Here is a 26,895-nt window from a genome sequence, read left to right as displayed (position 1 = left end):
CCATCTTCCTTAATTATAGTTTTTGGTAGAGTCCTATTTTTATTTAATTTTGACTTTATCAGAATTATTAAAACTCTTGTACACAGCACTTTACAATTTTCATGTCTGCAAAGTCAAAGTTTAAACACAGGAATTGCTACAGCCAGTTTTCCATTATCAAATCCCGTACAGTTGCGCTAGAATACTCCACTTTGATTCCTTTCCCTCTGGTCTTAAGTCGATCGCGTATGAAGCAGCACTTTCCTTTAAAAAATGCACAACAAGAAAAGCGCATCTATAGCAGTCGGGTCTGGATCTCTGTCGGTATTGTGGTTTTCTTTATGCTGCTGCTGGTCAGCCGCTATGCCTATTTGCAAATTTTTAATTTTGAAACCTTCTCTACGGCTTCTGACCAGAACCGTATTCGTCTGCAGCCTTTAGCGCCAGCACGCGGTTATATTTACGATCGTAACGGTATTTTACTTGCCGATAATTATCCTGTTTTCACAGCTACCTTAAGCCGCGCCGATGTGCAGGATATTGATGATACGCTGAAACGTCTTACACCGATTCTGGAATTAACCGAAGAAGATATTGAACGTTTTCAGGCACGAATCAAGACGGCGCGTAAAACTGAGCGGGTATCAATCAAGCTGAATCTGAATGAAAATGATATTGCCCGTTTTAGTGAGGTGAAATATCTATTTCCGGGCGTCAATATTGAAACGCAGATGACCCGTTATTATCCGCATGGTGAACTCTTCGCGCATGTGATTGGTTATGTTGGCCGTATTAATGACAAAGAACTCAAAGAAATTGATAAGGACCTCTATGCCGGATCTAACCTGATTGGGAAAATCGGGGTAGAAAAATACTATGAAGATCTCTTACATGGTGTGCCGGGTAATGAATCTGTTGAGGCTGATGCTTTCGGTAATGTTCTGCGTCACTTAGGCCGTAAAGAGCCGGTACGCGGTAATGATCTGTATTTATCACTGGATTATGGTCTACAAACCATTGCCACTGAACAACTGGCCGGTCGTCGTGGTGCTATTGTCGCGATTGACCCACGTACAGGTGAAATTCTGGCGCTGGTTTCCAGTCCAAGTTTTAACCCTAATTTATTTGTCACCGGGATTAGTAGCAAAGACTATTCAGGCCTTCGTGACAGTTTGGATCAGCCACTTTATAACCGTGCGGTTCAAGGGGCTTATCCTCCAGGTTCAACGATCAAACCGATGTTTGGTATGGGCGGTCTGCATTATGGACTGGTCGACTGGAGTACAGCGATTTCTGACCCGGGCTACTTTACCTTACCGGGCGATAGTCACCGCTTCCGTGACCATAAAAAAACAGGTCATGGTGCTGTGAACCTGCATAAGGCGCAAGTGGTATCCTGCGATACTTATTTCTATGTCATGTCCTACCGCATGGGCATTGAAAAAATGAATAGCTGGATGCGCCAGTTCGGCTTTGGCGAAAAAACTGGTGTGGATTTACCAAGTGAAAGCTCAGGACTTTACCCAAGTCCGGAATGGAAAATGCGTACCCGTAAATCCAAATGGTCACGTGGTGAAACCATCTCGGTGAGTATTGGTCAGGGTGCCTTTACCGCCACACCATTACAGCTCGCCATGGCAACTGCTATTACAGCAAATCAAGGCTCACATGTTACGCCTCACGTACTGCGTGAAAGTAAAGGTGCCAAACCTTTCACCGTACATAATGCCCCTAATGGTAAAATCGACTTTAATGGTCAACCAGATGACTGGATCAAAATGCGTGATGCGATGATCGATGTGGTTCAGTCAGGGACAGGTCGCGGAATCCGCACGCCGATGTATCAAATCGCAGGTAAAACCGGTACGGCACAGGTAAAAAGTATTGCCCAAGGTAAGCGCTATAATGAAGCCCTGCTGACTGAACGCCAGCTGGATCATGGTCTGTTTGTTGGTTTTGCACCTGCTGAAGCCCCTGAAATTGCAGTAGTCGTTGTCTGGGAAAATGGCCGACATGGGGGTTCTGCTGCGCAACTGGCTAAACCGTTATTTGACTACTGGTTACTGTCTCGCGATAAAAATCCGATTCACCCTGCCGGCCATCAAATTAGTGGCGGTCTCATGACAGCAGGTATTAAACCGGGCGAATTGCCAAGTGGACCGAATCTGTTAAGTGCAGACCCGAATGCTACCCCAACTCAAGAAGGCAGTCAGGCGACCCATGCACAGCCAAACAATCCGCAACCTGCAACTTCTCGCTCTGCTCCTGCAGCCAATGACGATCAGGAATAATTCATGAAAAACCAACTTAGAATTATTGGTGGTGACTGGAAACGCCGTCAATTGGCTTTTGCCAATATCGAAGGATTACGTCCTACACCTGACCGTGTGCGTGAAACTTTATTTAACTGGCTAATGTGGGATGTCCAGAATGCCTGTGTCTTGGATCTGTGTACCGGTTCAGGTGCTTTATCTTTTGAGGCATTATCACGTGGTGCAGCTTCAGTGGTGATGATTGAGCCGGATCGTACTCAGGCACAATTCCTCACCCAAAATCTGGAATTACTCAAAGTCACCAAAGCACGTGCGCAACTTAAAGTTGCGACAGCACAACAAGCATTAACCAGCCTGAAACAGCAGTTTGATCTGGTCTTTCTAGACCCGCCTTATAGTTTGGATCTATGGGAAACTCTGGCTACTCAGGCTGATCCACTGATTAAAGAAGATGGTTTTATTTATGTAGAAGCCGATCGTGAACTGAGTACATTGAAGTTACCAAGTTCATGGCGTTTAGTTAAAAATACCAAAGCCGGTACAGTACGCGCAGGGCTGTATCAAAAAAAGCAGCTTAAGACCTACTTATATTAAATACTTAAATAAAAAAGGAATCCTTAAAGGAATCCTTTTTTATAAATGGAAGGTAACGGTTAACGATTACGACGCCAGTCCCGATCGCCTCTGTCACGTTTCCAGTCACGATGATCTTTATGTTTTTTCCAGTCCTTATCACCACGATCCCGATCATAATGTCCATTACGATCATGATGACCGCGATAACCTTCATCCCAAGGATCAACCACACAGCCTGTTAGCGCTACTGCCAATACAGATGACAGTAATATCATTTTTTTCATGTTCATCACCTCTATACCGCACTCAATTAGTATCAAGTGATTTCATGAAGAGTACGCGGAGCCATTGTTGCACTCTTGTATGATTTTGTTCATTTTCCATACTTAATTAAAGGATTTGTCTCGGATTTAATAAAAATCATTTATGCATATTTACACTTAGATCCGCATAAATACAGCTAAGGATCTGCTTGGTTTTTCTAGCCATATTTTGAATACTACAAACTTTTCCAATATCCTGATTTTTATGACCTGGCTACTCTTTATTCTTGGTGCAATTATCGCAGGATTTGTACAGGGACTTACCGGTTTTGCTTTTGCATTAATTGCCATGTCATTCTGGGTATGGGGATTAAGTCCTCAACTTGCTGCGCCCTTAGTAGTTTTTGCCTCGGTGTGGAGTCACCTCATTTCATTATCCAATGAACCTAGACTTCCTCATCTGCACCGAACCTTATATCTACCTTATTTAATCGCTGGTCTGATCGGTGTCCCACTCGGCACCTGGTTACTGAATATCGTTGAAGCGAGTACTTTTCGTATTTTGCTTGGTATATTTCTCGTGATCTGGTGTCCACTGATGTTGCTTAATCCACAGATTAAATTGATTCAGCATTCAGGTAAAACTGCGGACGTAGGCATTGGTTTGGTTGGCGGCATCTTAGGAGGTTTAGGGGGATTCTGTGGTTCTGTACCCTCTGCGTGGTTAGTGCTGAAGCAGCTGCCGAAAGAACAGCAGCGCTATATATTGCGTCATTTTAATTTTGCCATACAGGTGTTTACCTTAGCCGCCTATTTACTGCAAGGGACCTTAAATCAGACTCACCTCCCCTATATGGCGGTACTCATTCTGGCTGTAAGTATTCCCGCTATTTTAGGCGCACGTCTGTTTCATCAAATTTCAGAATTACGTTTTAAACAGATTGTCTTAGGCTTGCTCTTCAGCTCAGGCTGCTTTCTCCTGATCAAGGAAGGCATTGACTCATTTGCGCGATAGAGCAGCTCTAAAACCTTACATCACTTTGCTTTCAGCCCTATTGCTGTTATGTTAGCCCGAATGATTCTCAGGCGGATATAAGCAATGCAAATTCGTGATCAAATTATCCTTGTGACTGGTGGTGCTCGTGGATTGGGACTAGCCATTACCCAGCTCCTGATTCAGGAAGGTGCACGTGTGGTAGTAAATTACCATAGCAGCAAAACCCAAGCTGAAGCTTTGCAAAATCAGTATCCTGATCAGATCTTTGCCTGTCAGGCAGATGTAACACAAGCTGATCAAGTAAAAGCTTTATTCACTGCCAGCAAGGCCCATTTTGGAGAAGCCATCCATTCCGTCGTTAATAATGCGCTGGTGCAGTTTGAGTTTAATGGTGATGAGCGACCTAAAGTTGAAGATCTGACCTGGGAAAGTATGTCCCGTCAGTTTAGTGGAGCAGTTCAGGCCTGTTTAAATACAACACAAGCTGCATTAGAAGATATGAAACAGGCACATTTTGGTCGTATCGTGAATATTGGGACTAACCTGGTTCAAAACCCTGTCGTTCCTTATCATGATTATACGACTGGGAAAGCGGCGCTATTGGCCTTTACCCGAACTACTGCGCAAGACCTGGGTCAGTATGGGATTAACGTGAACATGCTTTCAGGCGGATTACTGCAAACTACAGATGCAAGTAAAGCAACGCCTGACTTTGTCTTTGACCTGATTGCTCAATCCACTCCTTTACGTCGCGTGATTACACCTGAAGAATTTGCGTCTGCTATTCTGATGTTCCTGTCACCTTATTCACGTGCAGTGACAGGTCAAAACCTGATTGTCGATGGCGGACTAGTTAAAGGTTAAAGATCGCCAAGGAAGAATGAGATTCTGAATTTTATTCTTCTATTTTTTGACCAGTTGTTGAATAAAACTACTTTTGCATAGCGCATTTACTTCTACAATAGTGCGCTCCCCATCAAAGTTCATCTATTTTCTATGAAACTCCTAACGGCATTGCTCAGTAGCATGTTACTGGCAGGTTGTATGTCCAATGATCTTAAAAAGTCAGAACAGCTTCTGCGAAACTTCAATTGTGCCAAGATTGATACAGCGCAAATGCCACACAGTAGTATGACGGATTATTATCAACACATGCTATACAACAGCAAAACCAAGGTCGAATCTTATATTGAGCAATATCATCAAGGAGAAGAGCTTTTTGACCTGCCTTTATATGAAGTGGTAGAACAGCAATACAATCTTTATAAAGATGCCTGCCAGAATCTGGGGGGAATTTTATCTGAAGAGAATCAAAATTAAATTCGGTATTTATATATCGTACAGAAAAGCAGAGTCCATCCCTCTGCTTTTATTTTTCCTGAAATTAAAAATAGCGTTGATCAATACTGAATTTTTCAGGAAATTTAGGTTCAATATTGGCATAGAACGTCATGATCTCAGCCATATCCTGTTCATAATTTCCTGTTGGATAAATGATTTTACCTACGCCCGCTTCTTTTTTTGCATAATCCATATAAGCCAGCGCAATTGGCACACCCGCATTGATCGCCACATGATAAAAACCAGTTTTCCATTGTTCCTGACGGGCACGTGTACCTTCCGGCGTAACCAGCATGACTAGTTTAGGATGCTCTTTAAATAGATCTGTCATGACCTGAACCATGCTTGGACGTGGCTCACCCGGTTGTTTAGGACGACGGTCAATACCAATTCCACCCATCGCACGTACAAAAGGCCCAAATGGAAATTTCATATAGCTGTCTTTAATGGTCAGACGCACATTCACTTTTAATGCCTTTAAGGCCAAACGTGCATATAGTGCATCCCAGTTACTGGTATGTGGCGCTGCAATCATCACACATTGATCAAGGTCTTCGGGCCATTGGTCATCGGTTTTCCAGCCCATTAAATTTAAAGTTTTCTCAGCTAAATTTTCAAACACAGCTACATCACAATCATTATCAAAATTTCGCCACAGTCTAACAATGCAGCAGAATATAGATAGTGCATCCTGATCAATAAAGCACCAATTAATATATATTTGTATTTTTAAATTTTAGGAAGAATTTTCAATTTATTGTTATTTTAATATTTCTTCTTTCACTACCTATTGCAAGCTCACTCTTTTAAGCAAATAGTGAGTTCAATTTATTTTACTGATTTATATATTTTTCCATCCTAATTTTAGGATATGTCGATTTTAGCTTTCTTTCTATACTTCGCTGACATAATAAATTTCAGGAAGATTTTCATGAAAAAGACTTTAATTTGTCTTGCCTTAGCGGGGTTACTTACAGCATGTGGCGGTTCAGATAATGATCGTACAGAGGGTTCATCACCTGTTCCACCTACAGCTCCGGTCGGGACCGAAACTGGTGTACTGACAGATGGAATTATCTCAGGGGTAACATATATCACCAGCAGCGGTGCGGAAGGGGTTACTAATGAAAAAGGTGAATTTAAATTTAATGATGGAGAAAAGGTTAAATTCCTGATTGGTGACGTACAACTAGGTCAAGAAATTGAAGCGAAAGAACGTGTTACTCCGTTAGATTTAGCACAAACTGAAAATGCACGTACCAATCTGATGGTGCTTTTACAGTCTTTAGATACAGATAGTAATCATGACAATGGGATTAGCATCAGTACTGAAGCTGCTAATGCCCTTCTTAATAAAAGTTTAGATTTTTCTAAGGCCCCTACAGCATTTGCTACAGACGTGGTATCAACAGGCGTAGTTACCACAGAAAAATTGATTACACCTGAAAAAGCTGCAGAAAACTTCCAGTCAACTTTCTATAAAGATATTGCCGGTACTTGGGAAATTGGCCGTAATGCAAACAGCGCTGTTCTAATCCATATTTTAGAAGATGGCCGTTATGCCTTAGGTCAAGCAGAAGCTGCTGATGGTGATGGAACGCCTGGCATTGAAACTGGAGAGTTAAACTGGAATGCAACTACCAGTGTAATTTCACCGCGTATTATTCAAGACAGTAATGGTGAATGGGGACTCTCACATCCTGCAGGAGGCAAACCTTATACGTTAAACTATGATGGAACGACCTTAATTCTGACAGAACCGGGGATCAATACCGAATACCGTTTAAGCCGCGTCAAACAGTCTGCTAATGGTCTGGTAGGTGCATGGAGATTTAGTGACACCCATTTATTTGCCTTCTTTGACACAAACTATTATTTCTTCCTGGACACTGAAGGCGGAGATGATTGTGGCTGGCCTGGTATTGAATATGGCAAATTTATCCTCTCAGGTAATACACTTACGACCACTAAAGTTTTATTCGATACTAATGAATGTGGCGGATTACAAGACAGTTCCGATGGCAGCAAGACCATTGCAAACATCAATGTATCGGCTGAAACTCTGATTTTGCATCCACAAGGTGAAGGTCCTGTAACATTACAGCGCGTTAGATAATGAGCACTGCCTACCTAAAGAATTATCTTTAGGTAGGTTTAATTAATATGTTCAAAATGAATCGTACATCCCATCAATAAGTGCATCAGCTCAATTTGTGAAGTGCAGTCAGTTTTTTCATAAATATTCTTAAAATAAGTGCGTACTGAACTTAAAGTGATCCCACATTTCACTGCAATTTCTTCTAATTTATAGCCATTGATTAAAAGTTCACACAAATCAAATTCACGTTTTGACAGTTGATATGCTTGCTGTAAATAAGCTCTAGATAATGAATAATGCCGGTTTTTGTCTGTCATAAATACAGCAATCTGATGCTGAGCTTCAGAAAATTGCTGCATTTTTCTCAACCTTTTAAAAGGCACAACAGTGAGCATCAATTGCTGTCCTTTAGAATCCTGCAAAGCCAAGACCCCGCCTATTTCACTCGACATACTGGTATCTTCCAGCAAAGCACTCGATAGCAATCTTTCCAGACGTTCCTGATCACCTACCGGTGTTTTCAGCCGGTTATGCATATCCATTTCCAGACATGTTGAAGCTTCAATCATGCTTTGTGCTAGTGGATTTGAATAAGATAACTTGAGATCCTGATCCAACAAAATAATACCGATTTTTAAACAGTCTAATACGGTATATAAGCTGATATTGTCTTGTTGTACTAAACTGATTTGCCGATGAATCTGTAAAGAGCGACGTAAATGTATGCCGATCCGTTTGAGAAAATTCAGTTCAGCTACTTCAAAACCTTGAGTGTGCGGAGCACGATGTAGTCCCATGACTGCCCAGCGATAATTTCCTCTGTCCAGTAATACTCCCGCCATATATCCTATCCCTGTAGGCTTAAGGCATTTTTCATAAAAGATATACTGCTCTGTTCCAGGTTGATCTGCATAATGACGGCAGTCCTGATTAAGTGCCTCCCCCATATCAATTTTATTCCATAAAGACATATGCAGCTTCATGTCAATGACCCGAATCCGTTCCTCCTGATAAGCAGCCAGACTTTCTTCCGGGATATTGTAAGTATAAACAAAGTCATAGGCTGGATTGAATTGATCAAGGCCGGTAAAAATTGCACTATGACTCTGGGTATATTGCACAATATCCTGAATGACTTCTAGCCATAAAGCAGGCAATAAAGCAGCATCATATATTTTCGCGATGATATTATTTTCCTGTTCTGCTTTCATGACCGCTCTTATTAATAATTATTTCTATCAAATCATAACCTTAAGGTTTATAAAATAAAACTAAAGAAAACCTATCGCTTATTTTGTATTTTAATTATCTTAGTTTCTCATCTACATATATTTAATCCGTTTCACTTAACGAATCAATTTTTAACAAGATCTCTCTGTATATTGATAGCTCATACTTTTAATGTAAATCCTAATACAGAAGAACAAGAGGATGATCTTCAATGAAAAAAATATTATGGCCTGCTTTATTGGTAGTAACAGTTACTAGTTTAAGTGCATGTTCTAAACAGAATGACCGCGATATGGCCAGTGCAGATACTCAATCTAATACCACAAATGCTCCTGTTACTACAGAGACTACAAATAGTCAAAGCAATATGAGTACTGAGATGAGCAGTAATGCCACTGCCAACTCAAACTGGGCAGGTGAATATGAAGGTGTTTTCCCGTGTGCTGACTGCGAAGGCATTAAAGTTGAACTAGATCTTAATCCTGACAAAACTTATGAATTGAGTGAGGAATATTTAGGTAAAACTGGAAATAATGAAACTGAAACCAAAGGTAGCTTCACTTTCGATCCTCAACAACCTTCTATTATCGTCCTAGATGGAAAAGCTGAAAACCGGAAGTTTTATGTAGGTGATAATTTCGTTGAAGCTCGTGATATAGAAACAGGTAGGGAAATACAGAGTAATCTGAATTATAAATTAGTTAAAAAATCACCTTAATTATTTTCTAACTTAATAAAAAATCCCCGCAAATGCGGGGATTTTTTACATCATATGATCGAACGATGAATTACATCATACCGCCCATACCACCCATGCCGCCCATATCAGGCATAGCTGGTTTTTCTTCTGGAATTTCAGTAATCATACATTCTGTTGTTAACATCAAGCCAGCAACAGAAGCTGCATGCTCAAGTGCAGAACGGGTTACTTTAGCAGGGTCAAGAATACCCATTTCCAGCATGTCACCGTATTCGCCTGTCGCAGCGTTATAGCCATAGTTACCTTCACCGTTCTTCACAGCATTGATCACTACAGATGGCTCATCACCAGCATTGGCTACGATTTGACGAAGAGGAGCTTCGATTGCACGACGAAGAATGTTGATACCTACGTTTTGGTCATCGTTAGCACCAGTCAGACCATCAAGTGCAGATGCAGCACGTACCAGTGCAACACCACCACCCGCAACAACACCTTCTTCAACCGCAGCACGAGTTGCGTGAAGCGCATCATCCACACGGTCTTTCTTCTCTTTCATTTCAACTTCAGTTGCAGCACCGATTTTAATCACTGCTACACCGCCTGCTAGTTTAGCAACGCGTTCTTGAAGTTTTTCTTTGTCATATTCAGAAGTAGATTCTTCGATTTGTGCACGGATTTGTTGTACACGTTCAGAAATCTGATTTGCATCACCAGCACCATCAACAATCACTGTATTTTCTTTAGATACAGTTACTTTGTGGGCAGTACCTAAATGTTCTAGTGAAGTTTGATCTAACTGCATACCGATTTCTTCAGAAATTACAGTACCGCCAGTCAGGATCGCGATATCTTGAAGCATTGCTTTACGACGATCACCAAAACCAGGTGCTTTAACAGCACATACTTTGATAATGCCGCGCATGTTGTTTACTACAAGTGTAGCCAACGCTTCGCCTTCAACATCTTCAGCAATGATAAGAAGAGGCTTACCAGTTTTCGCAACAGCTTCTAGAACAGTGATCAATTCACGGATGTTGCTGATTTTCTTGTCAACCAACAAGATGTATGGGTTTTCAAGTTCAGCAGTCAACGTATCTTGTTTGTTTGCGAAGTATGGAGAGATATAACCACGGTCAAACTGCATACCTTCTACAACATCAAGCGAATCTTCGAAGCCTGAACCTTCTTCAACAGTGATTACGCCTTCTTTGCCCACTTTCTCCATTGCTTGTGCAATCAGAGAACCAACAGTGGTGTCAGAGTTTGCAGAAATCGAACCGACTTGCTCAATCGCTTTAGAATCAGAAGCTGGTTTTGCAGTTTGTTTAATATTTTCAACAACAGTTTTAACTGCAAGGTCGATACCACGTTTCAGATCCATTGGGTTCATACCCGCAGTTACTGACTTAATACCTTCGTTCAGTATTGCTTGAGCCAATACAGTTGCAGTTGTTGTACCGTCACCTGCGATATCATTGGTTTTTGAAGAAACTTCACGAACCAGTTGCGCACCCATGTTTTCGAATTTGTCTTTTAGGGTGATTTCTTTCGCAACAGATACACCATCTTTAGTGATGTGCGGTGCACCGAAAGAACGGTCGATTACAACGTTACGGCCTTTAGGACCTAAAGTCACTTTCACCGCATCTGCAAGGATGTTCACACCAGCGATCATTTTTGAACGAGCTGAATCACCAAATTTTACGTCTTTAGCTGACATATTTGACTCCGAATATTGTTATATCTTTACAAAATCTGAATTGGAATGAGTAAAACGATCTGGCGCAGATTAAGCTTCTAATACTGCCAGAATGTCAGACTCTTTCATGATTAAAAGTTCTTCGCCGTTTACTTTTACAGTTGTACCTGCATAAGTACCGAACAATACTTTGTCGCCAACTTTTACGTCTAACGCGCGTACGCCATTGTCAGTGATTTGACCATTACCAACTGCAATGATTTCACCTTGTGCAGGTTTTTCAGCAGCAGAACCTGGAAGTAAGATGCCCCCAGCTGTTTTTGTTTCTTCTTCAACACGACGAATAACAACGCGGTCATGTAATGGACGAATGTTGCTCATAAATAACTCCATCAGACTAAGTCTTTTTTAGATCACCGATGACGACTTATTTATTCCATTGGTCATCATCAAAATTTTTTGATGTCCTTTTTATGGAGATGGAATAAAACGCTTCAAGGGCAAAAATGAAAAAAAATTGGTTTTTTTTTAATTTTTTGGTGGATTGCGTATTTTTTGTCTATTTATTTACGGGATCAGGCTGTTGAACAAAGGTTTTTAACTGTTCATCAAAACAATATTGCGTAATTTTTCCTGTTGCATCAATTGCATTAAAGCTATTCGGCTGATTCTTATGGAGTCGATGCGACGCAGAAGTCCCAGCATGTACATCATAAACTGGATGATCTCCTCCCAATTCGAATATACGGTTCAAATCATAGACTGCGATACGATGCAAATGCCCATGCAATACAGCAAACAGACCATGTTGCGACCAAGACTCCAATGCAATTTTGGCCATCAGGGGAATATCCTTAAACCCCCGCCTATTCTGAAATGGCACATAAAAAGGTTGATGACTGACAATAATCTTAATTTTGGAAGCAGGTGCCTGCTGTAGTTTTAGGTCAATCCTTTGAATCTGCTCAAGGGATAAATGGCCTTTGGTATGATATCGACGTCTAATCGAATTTACCCCGATCAGATAAAAATGTTCAGTTTCTAAAACAGGCTCGAGTTCACCGAAAAATAATTGATAACGGGTAAATGGAGTAAATAGCCGATTCCATAAATGATAAAGCGGAATGTCATGATTCCCTGGTATCACCATATAAGGCGTATTCAACTGATCTAAAAACCGTTTACAGGCAAAGAACTGTCCCAAACGTGCTCGCTGGGTCAGATCACCGCTGACTACCACCGCTTCCAATGGATGATCCTTACAAAATTGCTGAATAGCCTCTAAACATTCAGGTCTTTCTGTACCAAAATGCAGATCAGAGAGATGTAGAATCATGCGGCACCATTACACTTAAACTATTTTTTAAAACTGAAATATTTAAAGGTGGTATCATTTCTACCGTTTCTCCATCTATAGCCACCATTAATTTCTTACGTTTAGACTCAATTCGCACCTGTTCTGCAGCAAAACTATAGACATCAGAGGCTTGATCAATCTTGCCCCGAATTAACTGATATACCAGCTTGAATAACGTCAGCTTGTCACTTTTGGAGACCACAACCCCAGCCACCTTCCCTTGCTCAGCAGCTTGGGCAATCCGCATTTTCATGTCTGCCAGTTGAAGTGGATTATTACCAAAGAAAATCAGTGGAGTTTTGACCGGATATTTCTTCTGACCTACCCAAATTTCCAGTTTTAATTCTTTACGGTCACGAATCAAAACATCGAGTGCTGAGGTATAGGCATGTAAAGGGAAACGGCCAAATATGCGATTATAGTCTTCACGTTTTTTAATAAATAAGGGATATAAGCCCAGACTAGCATTGTTCAGGTAGATTTCCTGATTGATGCGTGCCACATGGATACGTTTGGTTTGACCCGTTGCAATGACTTGTGCGGCTTCAACCAAATCTAAGGGAATATCCAGCAATCTTGCCGCATAGTTAAAAGTACCTAGAGGCAATATTCCGACTGGAATATCAGTTTCAAGCAGGTGTTTGGCGACTGAATTGAGCGTTCCATCTCCTCCTGCTGCCACGACCACACCATGATCCGGCGATTGTTGATGCCGTTGCAGCACTTCAGCAATGACTTTTTTGAACTGTTCTGGATCGTTGATTTCAAAGGCTTTAGTCTCAAAATCATGCGCTGCAAAAATATCTAGTAATTGCTCATATTTTTCTTGTTGGTCGAATAGACGGAAACCAGAATTATGATTATAAATAATGGATAAGGGTTTAGATTGATTAGACATTTTTTACACAGATTGATGCACACCTATTGGCATTTTGTCCAATTCATAAACAATTAATAGTTGCTTTATGTAAAATTCGAATGGCGACCATTTATTTAATCAATAACAAATATAACTGAACAATTTTAATTAAGTACTTGATTTAAATAAAAATAATTAAAATAAATACCACACATAAAGTTAATAAATATATATTTAAGATTTTGAATTTATTTATATCTTATTGTTTTATATAAATTTAAACAGAAAATAGCATAATATTCCAAATAAAATCCAGCACTTCTTTAGTCTTATTTTTTTGATGATTTTATGCTTTAATACAGCCACTTTTTTTCATATTTCATCTGGCCAGTATTTTATTGACCAGATTGTACTTTGTACAAAATTTTGTACACATTTGAGATAGGCCTCACCATGACCCAAGTGAACGCACCAGAATTCGTTCGTCACCCTAAGCTTATTGCATGGGTGGAAGAAATTGCTAAATTAACAAAACCAGCAAAAATTGAATGGTGTGACGGTAGCGCAGAAGAATATCAACGTTATATCGACTTGATGATCGCTAACGGCACAATGCAAGCGCTTAACCAAGAGAAACATCCTGGTTCTTATCTTGCAAATTCTGATCCTTCTGACGTTGCTCGTGTTGAAGACCGTACTTTTATCTGTTCTGCAAATAAAGAAGATGCTGGCGCGACCAATAACTGGGAAGATCCAGCAGTTATGCGCGAAAAATTGAATGGTCTGTTTGACGGTTCAATGAAAGGTCGTACCCTGTATGTGGTTCCATTCTCTATGGGTCCTTTGGGTTCACACATTGCGCACATCGGTATCGAATTAACTGACTCTCCTTATGTGGCAGTCAGCATGTCTAAAATGGCTCGTATGGGTAAAGCTGTTTATGACGTTCTAGGTACAGATGGCGAATTTGTCCCTTGCGTACACACTGTGGGTGCACCACTTGAAGAAGGTCAAAAAGATGTTGCTTGGCCTTGCAACAAAGAAAAATACATCGTGCACTACCCAGAAACTCGTGAAATCTGGTCATTTGGTTCTGGTTACGGCGGTAACGCATTGTTAGGTAAAAAATGCCTGGCTTTACGTATTGCATCTTATATGGGTCGTCAACAAGGCTGGTTAGCTGAACATATGCTAATCCTTGGCGTGACTAGCCCTAAAGGCGAAAAACACTACATCGCAGCTGCATTCCCATCTGCTTGTGGTAAAACAAACTTCGCGATGCTGATTCCACCAGCAGGTTATGAAGGTTGGAAAATTGAAACTGTAGGTGACGATATTGCCTGGATCAAACCAGGTGAAGATGGTCGCTTATATGCAATCAACCCTGAAGCTGGTTTCTTCGGTGTAGCTCCTGGTACAAATACCAAAACTAACCCGAACTGTATGGCAACTCTTCATAAAGACGTAATCTATACAAACGTTGCTGTGACTGACAACGGTGAAGTTTGGTGGGAAGGTCTGACTAAAGAAGCACCTGCGAATCTGACTAACTGGAAAGGTCAACCACACACTGGCGAAGAAAAAGCGGCTCATCCGAACGCTCGTTTCACAGTTTCTGCTGGTCAATGCCCTTCTATCGATGCGGATTGGGAAAATCCAGCAGGTGTTCCAATTTCTGCGTTCATCTTCGGTGGTCGCCGTGCAGACACAGTGCCTCTGATTTCAGAAGCATTTGACTGGGTTGATGGTGTTTATAAAGCTGCAACCATGGGTTCTGAAACAACTGCTGCTGCTGTTGGTCAACAAGGTATCGTTCGTCGCGACCCATTTGCGATGCTTCCATTTGCTGGCTACAACATGGCTGACTACTTCACTCACTGGTTAGAAATGGGTGAGAAAGTTGGCGAGAAAGCTGCTGCTGCTGGTAACAAGCTTCCTGGTATCTACAACGTGAACTGGTTCCGTCGTGATGCTGAAGGTAACTTCGTATGGCCTGGTTTCGGTCAAAACATGCGTGTTCTTGAGTGGATCATCGATCGTTGTGAAGGTCGTGCTGATGCTGTTGAAACTCCAATCGGCCGTGTACCTACTTACGAACAGCTAAACTGGACTGGTTCTGATTTCACTAAAGAACAATTTGACCTGGTAACTTCTCAAGACAAAGATCAATGGATCAAAGAACTTGAAAGCCACACTGAATTGTTCAACAAATTAGGTGATCGTCTGCCAGAAGCGTTGAAAAAACGCCAAGCTGAACTTCTTGAAGCGGTTAAATCTGCTTAATTGCTGATTTAATTTTAAAAAGGTCGCGTAAGCGGCCTTTTTTATTATCTTAAGATAAGGTTAAAGCCAATTTTTTAATCTATTTTACATCTAAATAAAAACTACCTTTACCATTCATTAATCCCCTTAAAGAACAGCATTTAACCAGTTAATCCAATATAAAAATCAAGCAATTACTCTAAACAAATGGTAAATTTATGTTTTATAAAAATATTTGAAAACTACATTATTTATTAAGACTAAAGTCCTATAAAAAGAGAAAACTTGGAGGCGTATAAGTATATGAAATCTCCTCACTTTCTCTCTCACTAAAACATAACTTTTTAGATTTTATAGCAATGAAAATTTAAAAAAGATGTGTTTTACAGCATTCCTTTGGAGCAATGTTGTGAATCAGCCACTTCCTGAAGCTGCTACACCGCAGCTTGATCGTAAAACACGGGTTAAATCTATTCTCGGTGGTTCTGCAGGTAACCTGGTCGAATGGTACGACTGGTATGTTTATGCAGCCTTTACCTTATATTTCGCTTCACAGTTCTTCCCTGATGGCGACAATACCGTCAAACTTCTTCAGGCTGCTGCTGTATTCGCACTTGGTTTCTTGATGCGTCCGATTGGCGCATGGATTATGGGAATTTACGCTGACCGCAAAGGTCGTAAAGCAGGTTTGACCCTATCCGTTTCTCTAATGTGTGTAGGTTCCTTGATTATTGCCTGTGCACCCACCTATGATTCAGTGGGCATGCTCGCCCCTGCGCTGCTGTTATTTGCTCGTTTATTACAAGGTTTGAGTGTAGGTGGTGAATACGGTTCAAGTGCCACTTACTTGACTGAAATGGCAGGTAAAAATCATCGTGGTTTCTACTCAAGCTTCCAGTATGTGACCCTGATCTCAGGTCAACTATTGGCACTCTGTGTCTTGATCTTCCTACAACGCACTTTGACTGAAGCACAACTCACTGAATGGGGCTGGCGTATTCCCTTCCTGATTGGTGCATTCTTAGCGATTGTGGTGTTCTGGATCCGTCGCGGTCTGGTAGAAACACAATCTTCAAAACAGGCTGTTGAACAGGCGAAAAAAGGTGGCCCTAAATCCGGTGCCTTAGCTTTATTCACTAAATATCCTAAACAGGCATTTACCGTGATCATGCTAACTGCAGGTGGTACTTTAGCTTTCAATACTTTCACTACTTATTTGCAGAAATATCTGGTGAACACCTCAGGATTTGAAAAAACCACAGCGACTGAAATCACGACTCTTGCGATCTTTGTATTCATGCTCTTGCAACCTGTGATTGGTGCACTTTCTGACAAGATCGGCCGTAAGCCAATCATGATTGCTTTTGGTGTGCTTGGTGTACTATTTACCATTCCTATCTTTAATGGCTTAGGCTCAACTACCAACCCAACTACAGCATTCATGCTGTGTATGAGTGGTATGGTGATTGTGACTGGTTACACAGCGATTAATGCCGTAGTGAAAGCTGAGCTATTCCCTGCCCATATCCGTGCCTTAGGCGTAGCTTTGCCTTATGCGATTGCCAATACACTATTTGGGGGTACAGCAGAACTGGTGGCTTTAAGCTTTAAAAATGCCGGCCATGAAAACTACTTCTTCTATTACATTACTTTTATGATTGGCCTGTCGCTGCTCACTTATGTCTTTATGAAAGACACTAAAAAGCACAGCATGATTACTGATGACTAAGTAACTGTATTGCTTTAGGAGCTTTCCGGATGGAAACATTCGGAAAGCTTTTTTATTGGAATTTTATGTTTACTGCCATTCCGCTATTTCGTTGCTATGGCATACTTGTCTGATAAAAATACGGGAAATCATCATGATGAAAAAAACAGTTTTTTTACTCGGCTTAACTATCGGCACTTTAGGCCTGACAGCATGTCAGACGGCACCTCAACAATTTAACGGTCAGACCGGTTATGAAATTCTGGAACGTTCAGAAAATACTGCGACCTTAAGCTATACATTAGCAGGACGACCAAGTCAGGATGAAAACAGGTTACAGGCTGCTTGTAGACAAGTTCTTGGAACCTCTAAAAACTATAATATCCAGATTATCAATAGTCAGGAAATAGTTAACCCAACTCCAGAACAGGTTCAGTATGGCCGTCAACTCGGGGATAGCCGCACCCAGATCAGCCTGAGTAATACACCTGATTTATATAACAGTGAAAATCCGGGTGCCCGAGAGGCATTAGAAGCTCGTCCTACCACTGTACGTGTGATTCGTTATACCTGCTCATAAAAACAGAGCATAAAAAAAGGGCATAATGCCCTTTTTCTTTTTCAATTCTTGGATGTTATTTAGTTCGATAGAAGCTGACATTGCGGAATTCTGGTGATTCATCCAGATCTGGCCAGGTGGTCGCACTGCGTTCATCCAGTTTAAGATATTGTGGATGACTAAAGTTTTTAACCCGGCTGTCTGCAACCCAGACCTCGGGTGCAAATTTCAGGAATTCATCCAGGAAGAAACGGTTACACTGATCATAAAGCACATCTGCCGCTAGCAGTATATCCACCTGTTCTGCTTTATAGAGATCATCCAGATATTCCAGCTCAACATCATTTAACTCAGCATTGGCACGACAGGCATTCAGACTGACCTGATCGATATCACAACAGATCACACGTTTGGCTCCTGCCATTTTCGCTGCAATAGCAACAACACCTGATCCTGCACCAAAATCTAGTACCACTTTGTCTTTGACATGATGCGGTTCAGCCAGCAACCACTGTGCCATGGCCAATCCTGATGCCCAGCAGAAGATCCAGTACGGCGTATCATTCCAGATACGACGAATCACTTCATCATCTAGTTTGTCTGTCGGAAAGACTGGTGGAATCAGCCAGAGTGAAATCGGTGTTTCTGGTAGCTGCTGTGCCATCAGTTCACAATTAGGAATAACTTGGTGTAAGGCTTGAAGTAAATGCTCAGGGGCTTTAGGAAATTGGAAAGTACAGCTCATGAAGAAAGCCTTGATGCGAAAATATCTTTATTGGAATTTATACATTAATCGGATACATGACCACGTCATTCGCAGCTGTTCGAGGCAGACTGAAATCTAATTCGTCCTGTTTTTGCGACACATCAACCACGCAAAAGAAATATGACGAGTTCTGCGAATGACAAATGGTTTTGGTTACTTTTGCCGAAACAAAAGTAACGAATGAGCTTCTTACATCTATAGTCACAACGATACAACTCCGCCGTAACTAATTAAAATTTCAATTAACCCAAAGCCTTCTCAGCAGCTTCTACAGTTTGACGAATCAGCGTAGTGATTGTCATAGGACCTACACCACCCGGAACTGGGGTATAAGCAGAAGCGATTTCTTCGATACCGACTAATTGAATATCACCCACACCACCGCCATCACGTGGGTGGAAGCCAGCATCAACAACCACTGCACCTGGTTTAATCCAGTCTTTCTGGATCAGTTCAGCTTTACCCACCGCACCCACGATAATGTCAGCTTGTTTTACAAATTCTGGAAGGTTTTGAGTACGTGAATGGCAAATAGTCACTGTAGCATTCGCTTCAAGCAACATTGCTGCCATTGGTTTACCTAGAATCGCAGAACGACCAACCACTACCGCATGTTTACCTGCGATTTCAATATCGTTTTCTTTCAGGATGGTCATGATACCTGCAGGAGTAGCAGAACCGTAAGCTGCTTCACCCATCGCCATACGACCGTAGCCCAGACAAGTCACACCATCTACGTCTTTTTCAAGCGAGATAGCATCAAAACAAGCACGTTCATCAATTTGCGCAGGTACTGGGTGTTGTAAAAGAATACCGTGAACATCCGGATTTGCATTCAGTTTTTCAATTTCAGCAAGCAATTCTTCAGTAGTCGTTTCTTTTGGAAGCTCAACTTTTAGTGAATCCATACCAACACGGCGGCAAGCATTACCTTTCATACGTACATAAGTTGCAGATGCGCCATCGTCACCCACCAAAATAGTCGCAAGAATTGGAGTACGACCTGACTTTGCTTTCAGCGCTTCTACGCGAGTTAACAAGTCAGCTTCAATTTGCTTCGCTAATGCACGACCGTCTAGAACTAATGCCACGGCACTTCTCCCAAGTGTTGATATGAATCAATTTTGCACATTCTACATGATAATTCTGAATATTTTCCGCCATATGCTGTTTTTATGCGCATACAAATGAATATCCTATTGTTTTTTTTTCAGAGCTTGATAATATACGCATCAACAAGACGCGGCGGGGTGGCAGAGTGGTCATGCAGCGGACTGCAACTCCGTGGACGCCGGTTCGATTCCGACCTCCGCCTCCAATCTTGTTAAAGCCCGAGTGGTGAAATCGGTAGACACAGGGGATTTAAAATCCCCCGCCCACAAAGCGTGCCAGTTCGAGTCTGGCCTCGGGCACCATTTTTCTACTACTGAAGATGGTGCAAATAAAGAACCCAGCGAAAGCTGGTTTTTTTATGCCTGTAATTTGCTAAATCTAATTCTCAATAGAATTCTATAAGCATTCGCCAACCTGCTCTGCTTTCAAAATATTATCCAGCAGAGCGTAAATAACCTTCCAGATCCTGTTCCAGTTTTTCCTGAAAATGAATCGGCTCAATGATCTTTACATACGGTAGCCAGTAACGTACCAGTGGCAATAACTGCATTTCATGACGAATCTGACAACTAATTAACAATTCTCCAGACTCTGATTCCTGTTCGATCTGCTGTTCCGGAAATAAATGGCGCTCTTTAAAAAACACCGTGACTTCAGGTTGCACCTTCATCAAAACCTGCTGTTTTTGCTGGCCAAACCAGATGCTGTCTTCATCTGCCAGCATTTTCAAAACTTCAGGATCATGCTCAAAGCTTTCATTTTCAAAAACCAGTTTGACTTCCTGCAACTGACTTAAACGATAGGTTTTGAGCTCAGCTTCAGTGACACCGGCCAGATACCAGATGCCATGATGATGAATCAACCGGTATGGCTGGATGATCCGTGTTTGTTCGGAATATTGCAGCTCAATCTGCTGCCGTTTATAGATCGCCCCTGCAAGCAGCTTGAAATGCTCGGCAAACTGTTTGGCATCTTCAAAATAATAACCTTTTGCCGAAAATACCTGATTTGCCCGCTCATCCAGCAATTCACGAATAAAAGACATATCCAGTGCCGGATACAAGTCACTGATTCCAGACAACTGTGCAAAATTCTGGATATCCTGTAACTTGAAACGCCCTAAATATGAAGGCTCAAGATAATAGCGTTTGGTATTTTGATCCTGTATGAGCGGTAAATACGCATTCAGACGAACAAAATCACGCTCAATGGTACGGGTGCTGACCTGAAATTCTCGTGCCAGCTCCTGTACACTTAACTGATGCCCTATATTAAGTTTGGTTAAAATATTTGCCAAACGGTCTGCGAGGCGCTCATGCGTTGACGCATTGCCCTTCATAAATACCCTCTTCGTGCCGCTTGTGCAGCACAATGAATCATTTGCTTAGAATTTTTAAATTATGGGAAAATTATACAGCCAAATAAAAACAAGATTAGAGTTATTCACTTCAACTTAAGGCTAATAGGCAAGATGTTTTTTAAGATTTTTTACGACGTTTGTAGTGAGGTTTTGGTGCTGAGTGGCTCAGCCGTTCCATATAGCGTTCCAGATGCAACATGGCTTGATACAGCTTGTGTAAATCGGAACGAAGTAACTGATTACGGATAATCGCTTTATGCAAACGCTTCAATGCACGAAAGCCATGTTCATGCGTATAAGGGGCCGACACTATCTTCATAATATACTTCCTTTTAATACGTGACATTTCATCAAATACCAAACAATTTAGTCAGATTATATTTAAGCGCTAATTTACTCCTCAGTTTTGACAGGTTGTGTCGAATAATCGACACTTTTTACCGTTTTTTAAAATTTATACTCCTATTTCAAGCAATTAATTTAAATTATTTATCGTTTTTTATGCAAAATAAAAGCCAACAAAAGTTGGCTTTTAGTATTTCTATCACAAGAATAATTAGATGATTTCCACCACAATCTTACCGATATGTTCACCTGTATCCATCGCTGCATGCGCATCCTGAATCTGGTCAAACTTGAAGGTTTTATAAATCATCGGTAAACATTCACCTTTTGCCCAGAGTGGCGCCACATGCTCTTTCAGGCCTTGGGCAATTTCAGCTTTCTCAGCCGTATTGCGTGCCCGCATGGTAGAACCAGTAATGGTCAAACGTTTCATCATAATTTGACCCAATTTTACCTCCTTAGCCTTAGCACCGCCCAGGAATGCGATATACACCAGACGACCATCACGACGCAGCAGATTCAGGTTTTTCTCCAGGTACGGTGCACCTACCATATCCAAGATCACATCTACACCAGCATTATCCGTGGCTTCATTGATGACCTGCTCAAAGTCTTGGGTCTTGTAATTGATTCCTGTGGTCAGATGTGAAATCGCCTGGATTTTTTCATCACTACCTGCTGTCGCAAAGGTTTTGATGCCTAGAGATTTACATAGCATTAAGGCCGTGGTCCCAATCCCACTGGTACCGCCATGAATCAGTACAGTCTCTCCTGCCTTAGCCTTACCCATCTGGAACACATTTGCCCAGACAGTGAAAAAAGTTTCAGGAATCGCCGCAGCCTGTACAAAACTCACACCTTCAGGAATGTTTAAAGTCTGGCTTTCAGGCATGACGCAATATTCTGCATAACCACCGCCATTGGTCAGACCACAGACTTTGTCACCTACTTTAAACTGGCTTACTTCACTCCCGACTGCAACAACTTCACCGGCAACTTCCAGACCCGGTACAGGAGTCACGCCCTTAGGCATTGGATACAAGCCCTGACGCTGCAAGATATCCGGACGGTTAATCCCGAAAGCATGTACCTTAACCAGCACTTCGTCTGCTTTAGGTTCAGGGATGGCAACCGTTTCATAAGCGAGTTTCTCTACACCACCCGGTTCTGTAATGATGACTTGTTGCATGCTTTGTTGCGTCATGGATTCTTTCCCTAATATTCACGTTTCATATTTTTCGAACTTATTTGAACATAGAAATGCTATGGATTGAAGCAGCATGGACTTATGTATAATCAGCTGCCTATTTAGTAAATTGATATAAGACCACTGATGACAATAATTACAAAAGCGAAAACCGAGGATATCGACGCTATTCTTGAAATCTGGTTCCAGGCTTCTTTAAAGGCGCATGATTTTATTCCTGCTAGTTATTGGGAAAATCAGCTACTTCCAATGCGAGATGTATATTTACCCTTAGCAGAAAACTATGTCCTTAAAGAAAATCATACGGTACTTGGCTTTGTTTCATTATTAAAATCAGAAAATGTATTAGCTGCACTTTTCATTGATCCTGAGCAGCAAGGTGCTGGCTATGGTCGCCGTTTAGTTGACTTCTTAAAACAGCAATGTAATCAGCTGCATTTAAATGTCTATGCTGCAAATACATCAGCAGTTCATTTTTACCAAAAGCAGGGTTTTAAGATGATCAATCAAGGAATCGATGAGAATACCGGTCAGGCTGAACTCACTATGAGCTGGTTTAAATCTTAATTTTGAAATGATGAGAGCAAATTCATGTCAGCAGTCATCACCTACAATGAAGATAATTACAGTGACTTCGAATGGTTTGAAGGCCTTGCTGTGATCCGGTTCTATGCTGACTGGTGCAAGCCCTGTGTACAGAATTTTCCGGTTTTTGAGGAACTGGCAGCACAATATGCTGGGCATAACCCAGAAATTAAGTTCGGTAAAATCAATGTCGATCAATCACCGATTCTGACCTTACGCTATAACGTCTATGGCTTGCCCTCTACCCTCATCTTTAAAAATGGGCAGATCATTCAACGCATTGCTGGTGTGAAAAGCCTAACTGAAATGAAATCTATTTTGTTTCAAGTTCTAAATGAATCATCCGATTCCGACTGATTCGAATAAGCAATTTCTTATTTAGCAGATTGATCTGACATCTGCACAAACTGCATCAGGAATTTGCGTACCAGCGGCAATACAAGCAGAATCAGTGGAAATGCCATCAGCCATGACATGCTCCAGGCATGTAACCATAGCGAGATAAACGCATCGCTCCAGCCTTTATTCAGCAGCATATTAAAGCAGGAAATCGCACCGCTCATAATGCCGGAAAGGATTAAGGGCATTAACCAGTTCAGATGTTTTGGGTGAAATTTGGGGAGATTCTTTTTCATAAATGACCTTTAGAGTACTTACTGTTCTTCACTTTGGGCTTTCACTGTCTGTTTTAAGGATTTCATAAACTGGGCAAATTGCGGCATGAATTCCTTGAAGAGTGGCAACTCTTTATTTTCCAGCATGACTTCACTAAACAGTTTTAAGCCGATAACAAATGCTTTGGTACTTTCCTCATCTAGCAACTGACTGGCTTGAAGTTTTTCCAGTATTTTAAAGATGTCATCGTGATTACCCACCTGAAACTGTAGCTCCTCAGTATAGGTTGATGGATTACCTTGGGCATCAGCCAGATGTTGAACAGTCACTTCATAGAGATGTTGTTTCATGTCCTGCTCCTACAGTTGACGGATATTAATTGCAGCCTGTTCAATCTGGGCAGCAATATCACTGATCTGCTCTGGACGAAGTTCATTTTGCAGTTTGAATCGTAGTGAAGCTTTCAGGCTTTCCATTGAATTATGGATATCGATATAGCGCTCATCTTCTTGAATGCGGCGACGGGTTTCAAAACGGCTAAGAACTCTTTGTAGAGTTTCCTGATTATCTTTCAGATGCTCACGACCTTTATCAGTAATGTGATATTGCTTACGTTCATCCACACTCATGATCACTTGGGTATATTGCTGTTCTTCAAGATAGTTAATTGTTGGGCAGATCGTACCTGTACTCGGCTTATAGTTACCTCCAACCAGCGCAGCTACATCTTTAATAATGTCATAGCTAAACTTGGGCGCTTGAGCAATAAAATGCAGCACGAGCAGTTTCATTTCACCTGCTTCAAAGAGCCGTCTACGAGGTTTTGGAGAGCTTTCTCGTTCTTCTTTTAATGCAGAATCAGAAGTTCTAGACATACAAAAGATATATCTTAAATTTAATTAAGATATATCTTATCATCTATATTGTAGTACTTACTAAGGTTTTTTTATTACACATTCTGAAAAAATTATTTAGGCACAAATGGGCTATCACAAACTTTTACCTTTACACCCTTATTAAATGCAACGGACTTACGTACAAAAGTAAATTTATTTTGTAAAGCAGGTCCTAAATACACATTTTTTAATGAAGCCTTAATATCTGTTTTATATGGGAAAAATACCATCATAGAACTTTGATCTTCTTGAAGAATAGGATTACTAATTTCAGTAATATAAAAAATTCTACATTCTTGTTCTTCTTGAAATGCAATGTGCTTAAATAGAAAACATAATGGTCTTAGAGTTGCTTTTATTAACTCTTCATTATCCTTATTTTTGCTAAAATATTTTCTAGTCAAAGAAATTAGATCTTTTAAATTTTGAATTTGCTTATACAAATTGCTCTCTAAGTTCAATATGTTAGATTCATATTGTTCATACTTACTATGGATTTCATCCAAATTTAGCTCGCTATAATATTCTTGATAAAAAGAAGCACGACTTCTTTTAGCAACCTGAATAAACCCAGTATTTTTATCAAAATATACACATCTAAACAAAGGTAAAAGTTCACTATTCTTATCAATAGATACTTTAAAAATATCTAAGTCTCCAACAATTTCACTTGATATAAAACCATTCCTTTCAGAAGAAAAGAAATTGCCATCAACAACTAAACTAATTCCTGTTCCCTCTTTATTATCAGTACAACCATATAATCTGAATTGGTTTAAAGAATTATGATTAAAAGTAAATGAAGTTAAAAATGTATCATCACTTAATTCATTCTGAATATTAAAGTATTCATATAAAAGCTTCCCTTCACTCGGATCATTCATTAAATCACCCGAAGCCAATCTTAGAGGACTTTTTTCACATATAATTTTATTAAAGCCAAATAATGATGTGTAATGTGCTACTTTTCTCTCATCTTCATTAAAGTCAACTTGCAATAGTGAAAGAATATTATCTACTGTTCGGACCAGTAAATATAATAAACACTGTAAGTTTTTAGACTTTTGCTTACTAATTAATTTTATTAAGTTGAAATCATTAAAACAGTTAGTGAATTTTTCAATAACTTTTGTACATTCATCAGTTAGCAACTTATCAATATTATTATTTCTACAAAAAATATAGACACTATTATCGACTATAAAAGAAAGCAGCTTTGCTGCATATGCCCTCTCCCAATCGGCAGGTATACCACTTAGTAAAACTTTAGAATAATTTAAATCCTCAGCTAGGCTACATTTAGCTATTAAGAAAGTGATTAAATGTTTTAAAGCAATTAAACTATGTCGTAACTCTCTAGCTTTAACATTTTGAGACTTATCTTTTGCTCTCGCATTATTCCGCAAAAAAATATTTATATTTGCTACATTAAGATTTACTTCATTCTCAAAATACTGAAATAATACAACAAGATTATGAAATCTATTTTCTTTCGCCTCACTAGATAAAACATCTTTTGCATTAAAATATGATGAATGAAAATCAATTAAAATCTTAGCAGCAATATGAATATTTTCGAAATTAGTTTTCATTTTAAAATACTATTTTTTTCACCTATAATATTGATTAATTTATCATTTATTTAACAAAAATAGTTCACTTGATTTATGTATAAATAAAAAATTTTACTTTAAATTCACCTTCTATATTCCCTTACCATCCGATCACTGACATCTTCCGGATAGCAAAACGGTGCATAACCACCAGCACGGTTATAAGCACTACGCTTGCCGCAACGACTACCATTACGCGCTGTATTGTATGGACAAGGACAATTTCCCGGATAGCTTTCAATCGACTGTTGAATAATCTTCTGTTTAATTGCTTCCGTACTTTGGCTGCTCTGCTTGGCTTCTGCTCCAAAAGCTACACATAGTCCAACTAGTAATAATAATTTTTTCATACATTCCCCCCATCTACGGAGCATTGTATAAAGCTACATATAAATTGAAAGATCACATTTTGAATAACCGAATGATTTTCAAACATTCAAAATTCAGGCAATAAAAAACCCGCCTTACAGCGGGTTTTTCTTAAAATCAGT

General features: G+C 40.4%; 29 protein-coding genes and 2 tRNA genes. 14 read left to right on the top strand and 17 right to left on the bottom strand.

Annotated features, from left to right (window positions below; all coding sequences use genetic code 11):
* The first annotated feature begins 227 nt into the window (after positions 1-227).
* Together mrdA and rsmD are read left to right on the top strand one after the other, a co-directional pair.
* The gene (gene mrdA, locus FTU00_RS04825; protein ID WP_180053171.1) at positions 228-2,270 is read left to right on the top strand and encodes a penicillin-binding protein 2; all 2,043 of its coding nucleotides are present in this window, start codon (positions 228-230) and stop codon (positions 2,268-2,270) included.
* 3 nt (positions 2,271-2,273) lie between these two features.
* Positions 2,274-2,846 carry a 16S rRNA (guanine(966)-N(2))-methyltransferase RsmD gene (gene rsmD, locus FTU00_RS04820; RefSeq protein WP_180179219.1) on the top strand — a complete coding sequence of 191 codons (573 nt, stop codon included), beginning with the start codon at positions 2,274-2,276 and terminating at the stop codon, positions 2,844-2,846.
* 59 nt (positions 2,847-2,905) lie between these two features.
* On the opposite strand, the gene FTU00_RS04815 is transcribed toward rsmD, so the two are convergent.
* Positions 2,906-3,112, bottom strand: coding sequence for a hypothetical protein (locus tag FTU00_RS04815; RefSeq protein WP_004782913.1), 207 nt, complete (start codon positions 3,110-3,112; stop codon positions 2,906-2,908).
* A 244-nt stretch (positions 3,113-3,356) separates the two neighbouring features.
* On the opposite strand from FTU00_RS04815, the gene FTU00_RS04810 reads away from it, so the two are divergent.
* The 3 genes from FTU00_RS04810 to FTU00_RS04800 all read left to right on the top strand — a co-directional run bounded on the left by FTU00_RS04810 (position 3,357) and on the right by FTU00_RS04800 (position 5,408).
* Complete coding sequence (locus FTU00_RS04810) at positions 3,357-4,106, top strand: sulfite exporter TauE/SafE family protein (RefSeq protein ID WP_180179218.1); 750 nt, start codon at positions 3,357-3,359, stop codon at positions 4,104-4,106.
* Positions 4,107-4,190: 84 nt separating this feature from the next.
* Positions 4,191-4,952 (top strand): 3-oxoacyl-ACP reductase, encoded by a 762-nt coding sequence (locus FTU00_RS04805; protein ID WP_180179217.1) that lies wholly within the window; start codon positions 4,191-4,193, stop codon positions 4,950-4,952.
* Positions 4,953-5,084: 132 nt separating this feature from the next.
* Positions 5,085-5,408: a hypothetical protein gene (locus tag FTU00_RS04800; RefSeq protein ID WP_180179216.1), complete on the top strand. Its 324-nt coding sequence runs from the start codon at positions 5,085-5,087 to the stop codon at positions 5,406-5,408.
* A 64-nt stretch (positions 5,409-5,472) separates the two neighbouring features.
* Here FTU00_RS04800 and FTU00_RS04795 read toward each other — a convergent pair whose 3' ends face one another.
* Positions 5,473-6,051, bottom strand: coding sequence for a 1-acyl-sn-glycerol-3-phosphate acyltransferase (locus tag FTU00_RS04795; RefSeq protein ID WP_373686167.1), 579 nt, complete (start codon positions 6,049-6,051; stop codon positions 5,473-5,475).
* A gap of 309 nt (positions 6,052-6,360) precedes the next feature.
* Here FTU00_RS04795 and FTU00_RS04790 point away from each other — a divergent pair, with 309 nt between their 5' ends.
* Entirely contained in the window at positions 6,361-7,545 is a 1,185-nt protein-coding gene (locus FTU00_RS04790; protein WP_180179215.1) for a hypothetical protein, read from the top strand.
* A 38-nt stretch (positions 7,546-7,583) separates the two neighbouring features.
* Here FTU00_RS04790 and FTU00_RS04785 read toward each other — a convergent pair whose 3' ends face one another.
* Positions 7,584-8,738: a helix-turn-helix transcriptional regulator gene (locus tag FTU00_RS04785; RefSeq protein WP_180179214.1), complete on the bottom strand. Its 1,155-nt coding sequence runs from the start codon at positions 8,736-8,738 to the stop codon at positions 7,584-7,586.
* Positions 8,739-8,968: 230 nt separating this feature from the next.
* Here FTU00_RS04785 and FTU00_RS04780 point away from each other — a divergent pair, with 230 nt between their 5' ends.
* A complete protein-coding gene (locus FTU00_RS04780) occupies positions 8,969-9,475 on the top strand; it encodes a copper resistance protein NlpE (protein WP_180179213.1) in 507 nt (168 codons plus the stop codon).
* Positions 9,476-9,545: 70 nt separating this feature from the next.
* Here the strand turns inward: FTU00_RS04780 and groL are convergent, their stop codons facing one another.
* From groL to FTU00_RS04760, 4 genes are all read right to left on the bottom strand, one after another.
* A complete protein-coding gene (gene groL, locus FTU00_RS04775; protein WP_005234685.1) occupies positions 9,546-11,180 on the bottom strand; it encodes a chaperonin GroEL in 1,635 nt (544 codons plus the stop codon).
* Positions 11,181-11,249: 69 nt separating this feature from the next.
* The gene (gene groES, locus FTU00_RS04770; RefSeq protein WP_004646315.1) at positions 11,250-11,540 is read right to left on the bottom strand and encodes a co-chaperone GroES; all 291 of its coding nucleotides are present in this window, start codon (positions 11,538-11,540) and stop codon (positions 11,250-11,252) included.
* Between the two features lie 178 nt (positions 11,541-11,718).
* A complete protein-coding gene (locus FTU00_RS04765) occupies positions 11,719-12,495 on the bottom strand; it encodes a metallophosphoesterase (RefSeq protein ID WP_180179212.1) in 777 nt (258 codons plus the stop codon).
* Complete coding sequence (locus tag FTU00_RS04760; RefSeq protein ID WP_180104515.1) at positions 12,476-13,414, bottom strand: diacylglycerol kinase family protein; 939 nt, start codon at positions 13,412-13,414, stop codon at positions 12,476-12,478. Before FTU00_RS04760 ends, FTU00_RS04765 begins: the two co-directional genes overlap by 20 nt.
* Before the next feature lie 414 nt (positions 13,415-13,828).
* Here FTU00_RS04760 and FTU00_RS04755 point away from each other — a divergent pair, with 414 nt between their 5' ends.
* The 3 genes from FTU00_RS04755 (at position 13,829) to FTU00_RS04745 (ending at position 17,925) form a co-directional block, all read left to right on the top strand.
* Positions 13,829-15,658, top strand: coding sequence for a phosphoenolpyruvate carboxykinase (GTP) (locus tag FTU00_RS04755; RefSeq protein WP_034706283.1), 1,830 nt, complete (start codon positions 13,829-13,831; stop codon positions 15,656-15,658).
* 355 nt (positions 15,659-16,013) lie between these two features.
* Positions 16,014-17,366: an MFS transporter gene (locus FTU00_RS04750; protein WP_171523054.1), complete on the top strand. Its 1,353-nt coding sequence runs from the start codon at positions 16,014-16,016 to the stop codon at positions 17,364-17,366.
* 136 nt (positions 17,367-17,502) lie between these two features.
* Positions 17,503-17,925 (top strand): hypothetical protein, encoded by a 423-nt coding sequence (locus tag FTU00_RS04745; protein WP_218947519.1) that lies wholly within the window; start codon positions 17,503-17,505, stop codon positions 17,923-17,925.
* A gap of 55 nt (positions 17,926-17,980) precedes the next feature.
* On the opposite strand, the gene FTU00_RS04740 is transcribed toward FTU00_RS04745, so the two are convergent.
* Together FTU00_RS04740 and folD are read right to left on the bottom strand one after the other, a co-directional pair.
* Complete coding sequence (locus FTU00_RS04740) at positions 17,981-18,649, bottom strand: methyltransferase (protein WP_034704932.1); 669 nt, start codon at positions 18,647-18,649, stop codon at positions 17,981-17,983.
* 263 nt (positions 18,650-18,912) lie between these two features.
* Positions 18,913-19,761 (bottom strand): bifunctional methylenetetrahydrofolate dehydrogenase/methenyltetrahydrofolate cyclohydrolase FolD, encoded by an 849-nt coding sequence (gene folD, locus FTU00_RS04735; RefSeq protein ID WP_180048172.1) that lies wholly within the window; start codon positions 19,759-19,761, stop codon positions 18,913-18,915.
* Positions 19,762-19,914: 153 nt separating this feature from the next.
* Here folD and FTU00_RS04730 point away from each other — a divergent pair.
* Positions 19,915-19,988, top strand: a tRNA-Cys gene (locus tag FTU00_RS04730).
* Between the two features lie 11 nt (positions 19,989-19,999).
* Positions 20,000-20,085 (top strand) — tRNA-Leu (locus FTU00_RS04725).
* A 131-nt stretch (positions 20,086-20,216) separates the two neighbouring features.
* Here FTU00_RS04725 and FTU00_RS04720 read toward each other — a convergent pair.
* From FTU00_RS04720 to FTU00_RS04710, 3 genes are all read right to left on the bottom strand, one after another.
* Positions 20,217-21,122 (bottom strand): YafY family protein, encoded by a 906-nt coding sequence (locus tag FTU00_RS04720; protein WP_180179211.1) that lies wholly within the window; start codon positions 21,120-21,122, stop codon positions 20,217-20,219.
* Between the two features lie 139 nt (positions 21,123-21,261).
* Complete coding sequence (locus FTU00_RS04715; protein ID WP_159123322.1) at positions 21,262-21,462, bottom strand: hypothetical protein; 201 nt, start codon at positions 21,460-21,462, stop codon at positions 21,262-21,264.
* Positions 21,463-21,699: 237 nt separating this feature from the next.
* On the bottom strand, positions 21,700-22,692 hold the full coding sequence (locus FTU00_RS04710; RefSeq protein WP_180179210.1) for an NAD(P)H-quinone oxidoreductase: 993 nt from the start codon (positions 22,690-22,692) through the stop codon (positions 21,700-21,702).
* 129 nt (positions 22,693-22,821) lie between these two features.
* On the opposite strand from FTU00_RS04710, the gene FTU00_RS04705 reads away from it, so the two are divergent.
* Together FTU00_RS04705 and FTU00_RS04700 are read left to right on the top strand one after the other, a co-directional pair.
* Entirely contained in the window at positions 22,822-23,262 is a 441-nt protein-coding gene (locus FTU00_RS04705) for an N-acetyltransferase (RefSeq protein WP_179992103.1), read from the top strand.
* A gap of 24 nt (positions 23,263-23,286) precedes the next feature.
* The gene (locus tag FTU00_RS04700; RefSeq protein WP_180179209.1) at positions 23,287-23,637 is read left to right on the top strand and encodes a co-chaperone YbbN; all 351 of its coding nucleotides are present in this window, start codon (positions 23,287-23,289) and stop codon (positions 23,635-23,637) included.
* A gap of 17 nt (positions 23,638-23,654) precedes the next feature.
* Here FTU00_RS04700 and FTU00_RS04695 read toward each other — a convergent pair whose 3' ends face one another.
* The 5 genes from FTU00_RS04695 to FTU00_RS04675 form a co-directional block, all read right to left on the bottom strand.
* Positions 23,655-23,915: a DUF2798 domain-containing protein gene (locus FTU00_RS04695; RefSeq protein WP_180179208.1), complete on the bottom strand. Its 261-nt coding sequence runs from the start codon at positions 23,913-23,915 to the stop codon at positions 23,655-23,657.
* Positions 23,916-23,933: 18 nt separating this feature from the next.
* Complete coding sequence (locus FTU00_RS04690; RefSeq protein ID WP_180002281.1) at positions 23,934-24,245, bottom strand: DUF3861 domain-containing protein; 312 nt, start codon at positions 24,243-24,245, stop codon at positions 23,934-23,936.
* A 9-nt stretch (positions 24,246-24,254) separates the two neighbouring features.
* On the bottom strand, positions 24,255-24,770 hold the full coding sequence (locus FTU00_RS04685; protein ID WP_180179207.1) for a PadR family transcriptional regulator: 516 nt from the start codon (positions 24,768-24,770) through the stop codon (positions 24,255-24,257).
* 92 nt (positions 24,771-24,862) lie between these two features.
* On the bottom strand, positions 24,863-26,383 hold the full coding sequence (locus FTU00_RS04680) for a DUF2971 domain-containing protein (protein WP_180179206.1): 1,521 nt from the start codon (positions 26,381-26,383) through the stop codon (positions 24,863-24,865).
* 104 nt (positions 26,384-26,487) lie between these two features.
* Entirely contained in the window at positions 26,488-26,754 is a 267-nt protein-coding gene (locus FTU00_RS04675) for a hypothetical protein (protein WP_180179243.1), read from the bottom strand.
* Between the last annotated feature and the right edge of the window lie 141 nt (positions 26,755-26,895).

Source organism: Acinetobacter sp. YH12041, assembly GCF_013419975.1.
GTDB lineage: Bacteria > Pseudomonadota > Gammaproteobacteria > Pseudomonadales > Moraxellaceae > Acinetobacter.
The sequence above is the reverse complement of the archived record's forward strand: the minus strand, read 5'-3'. Positions and strand labels throughout refer to the sequence as shown.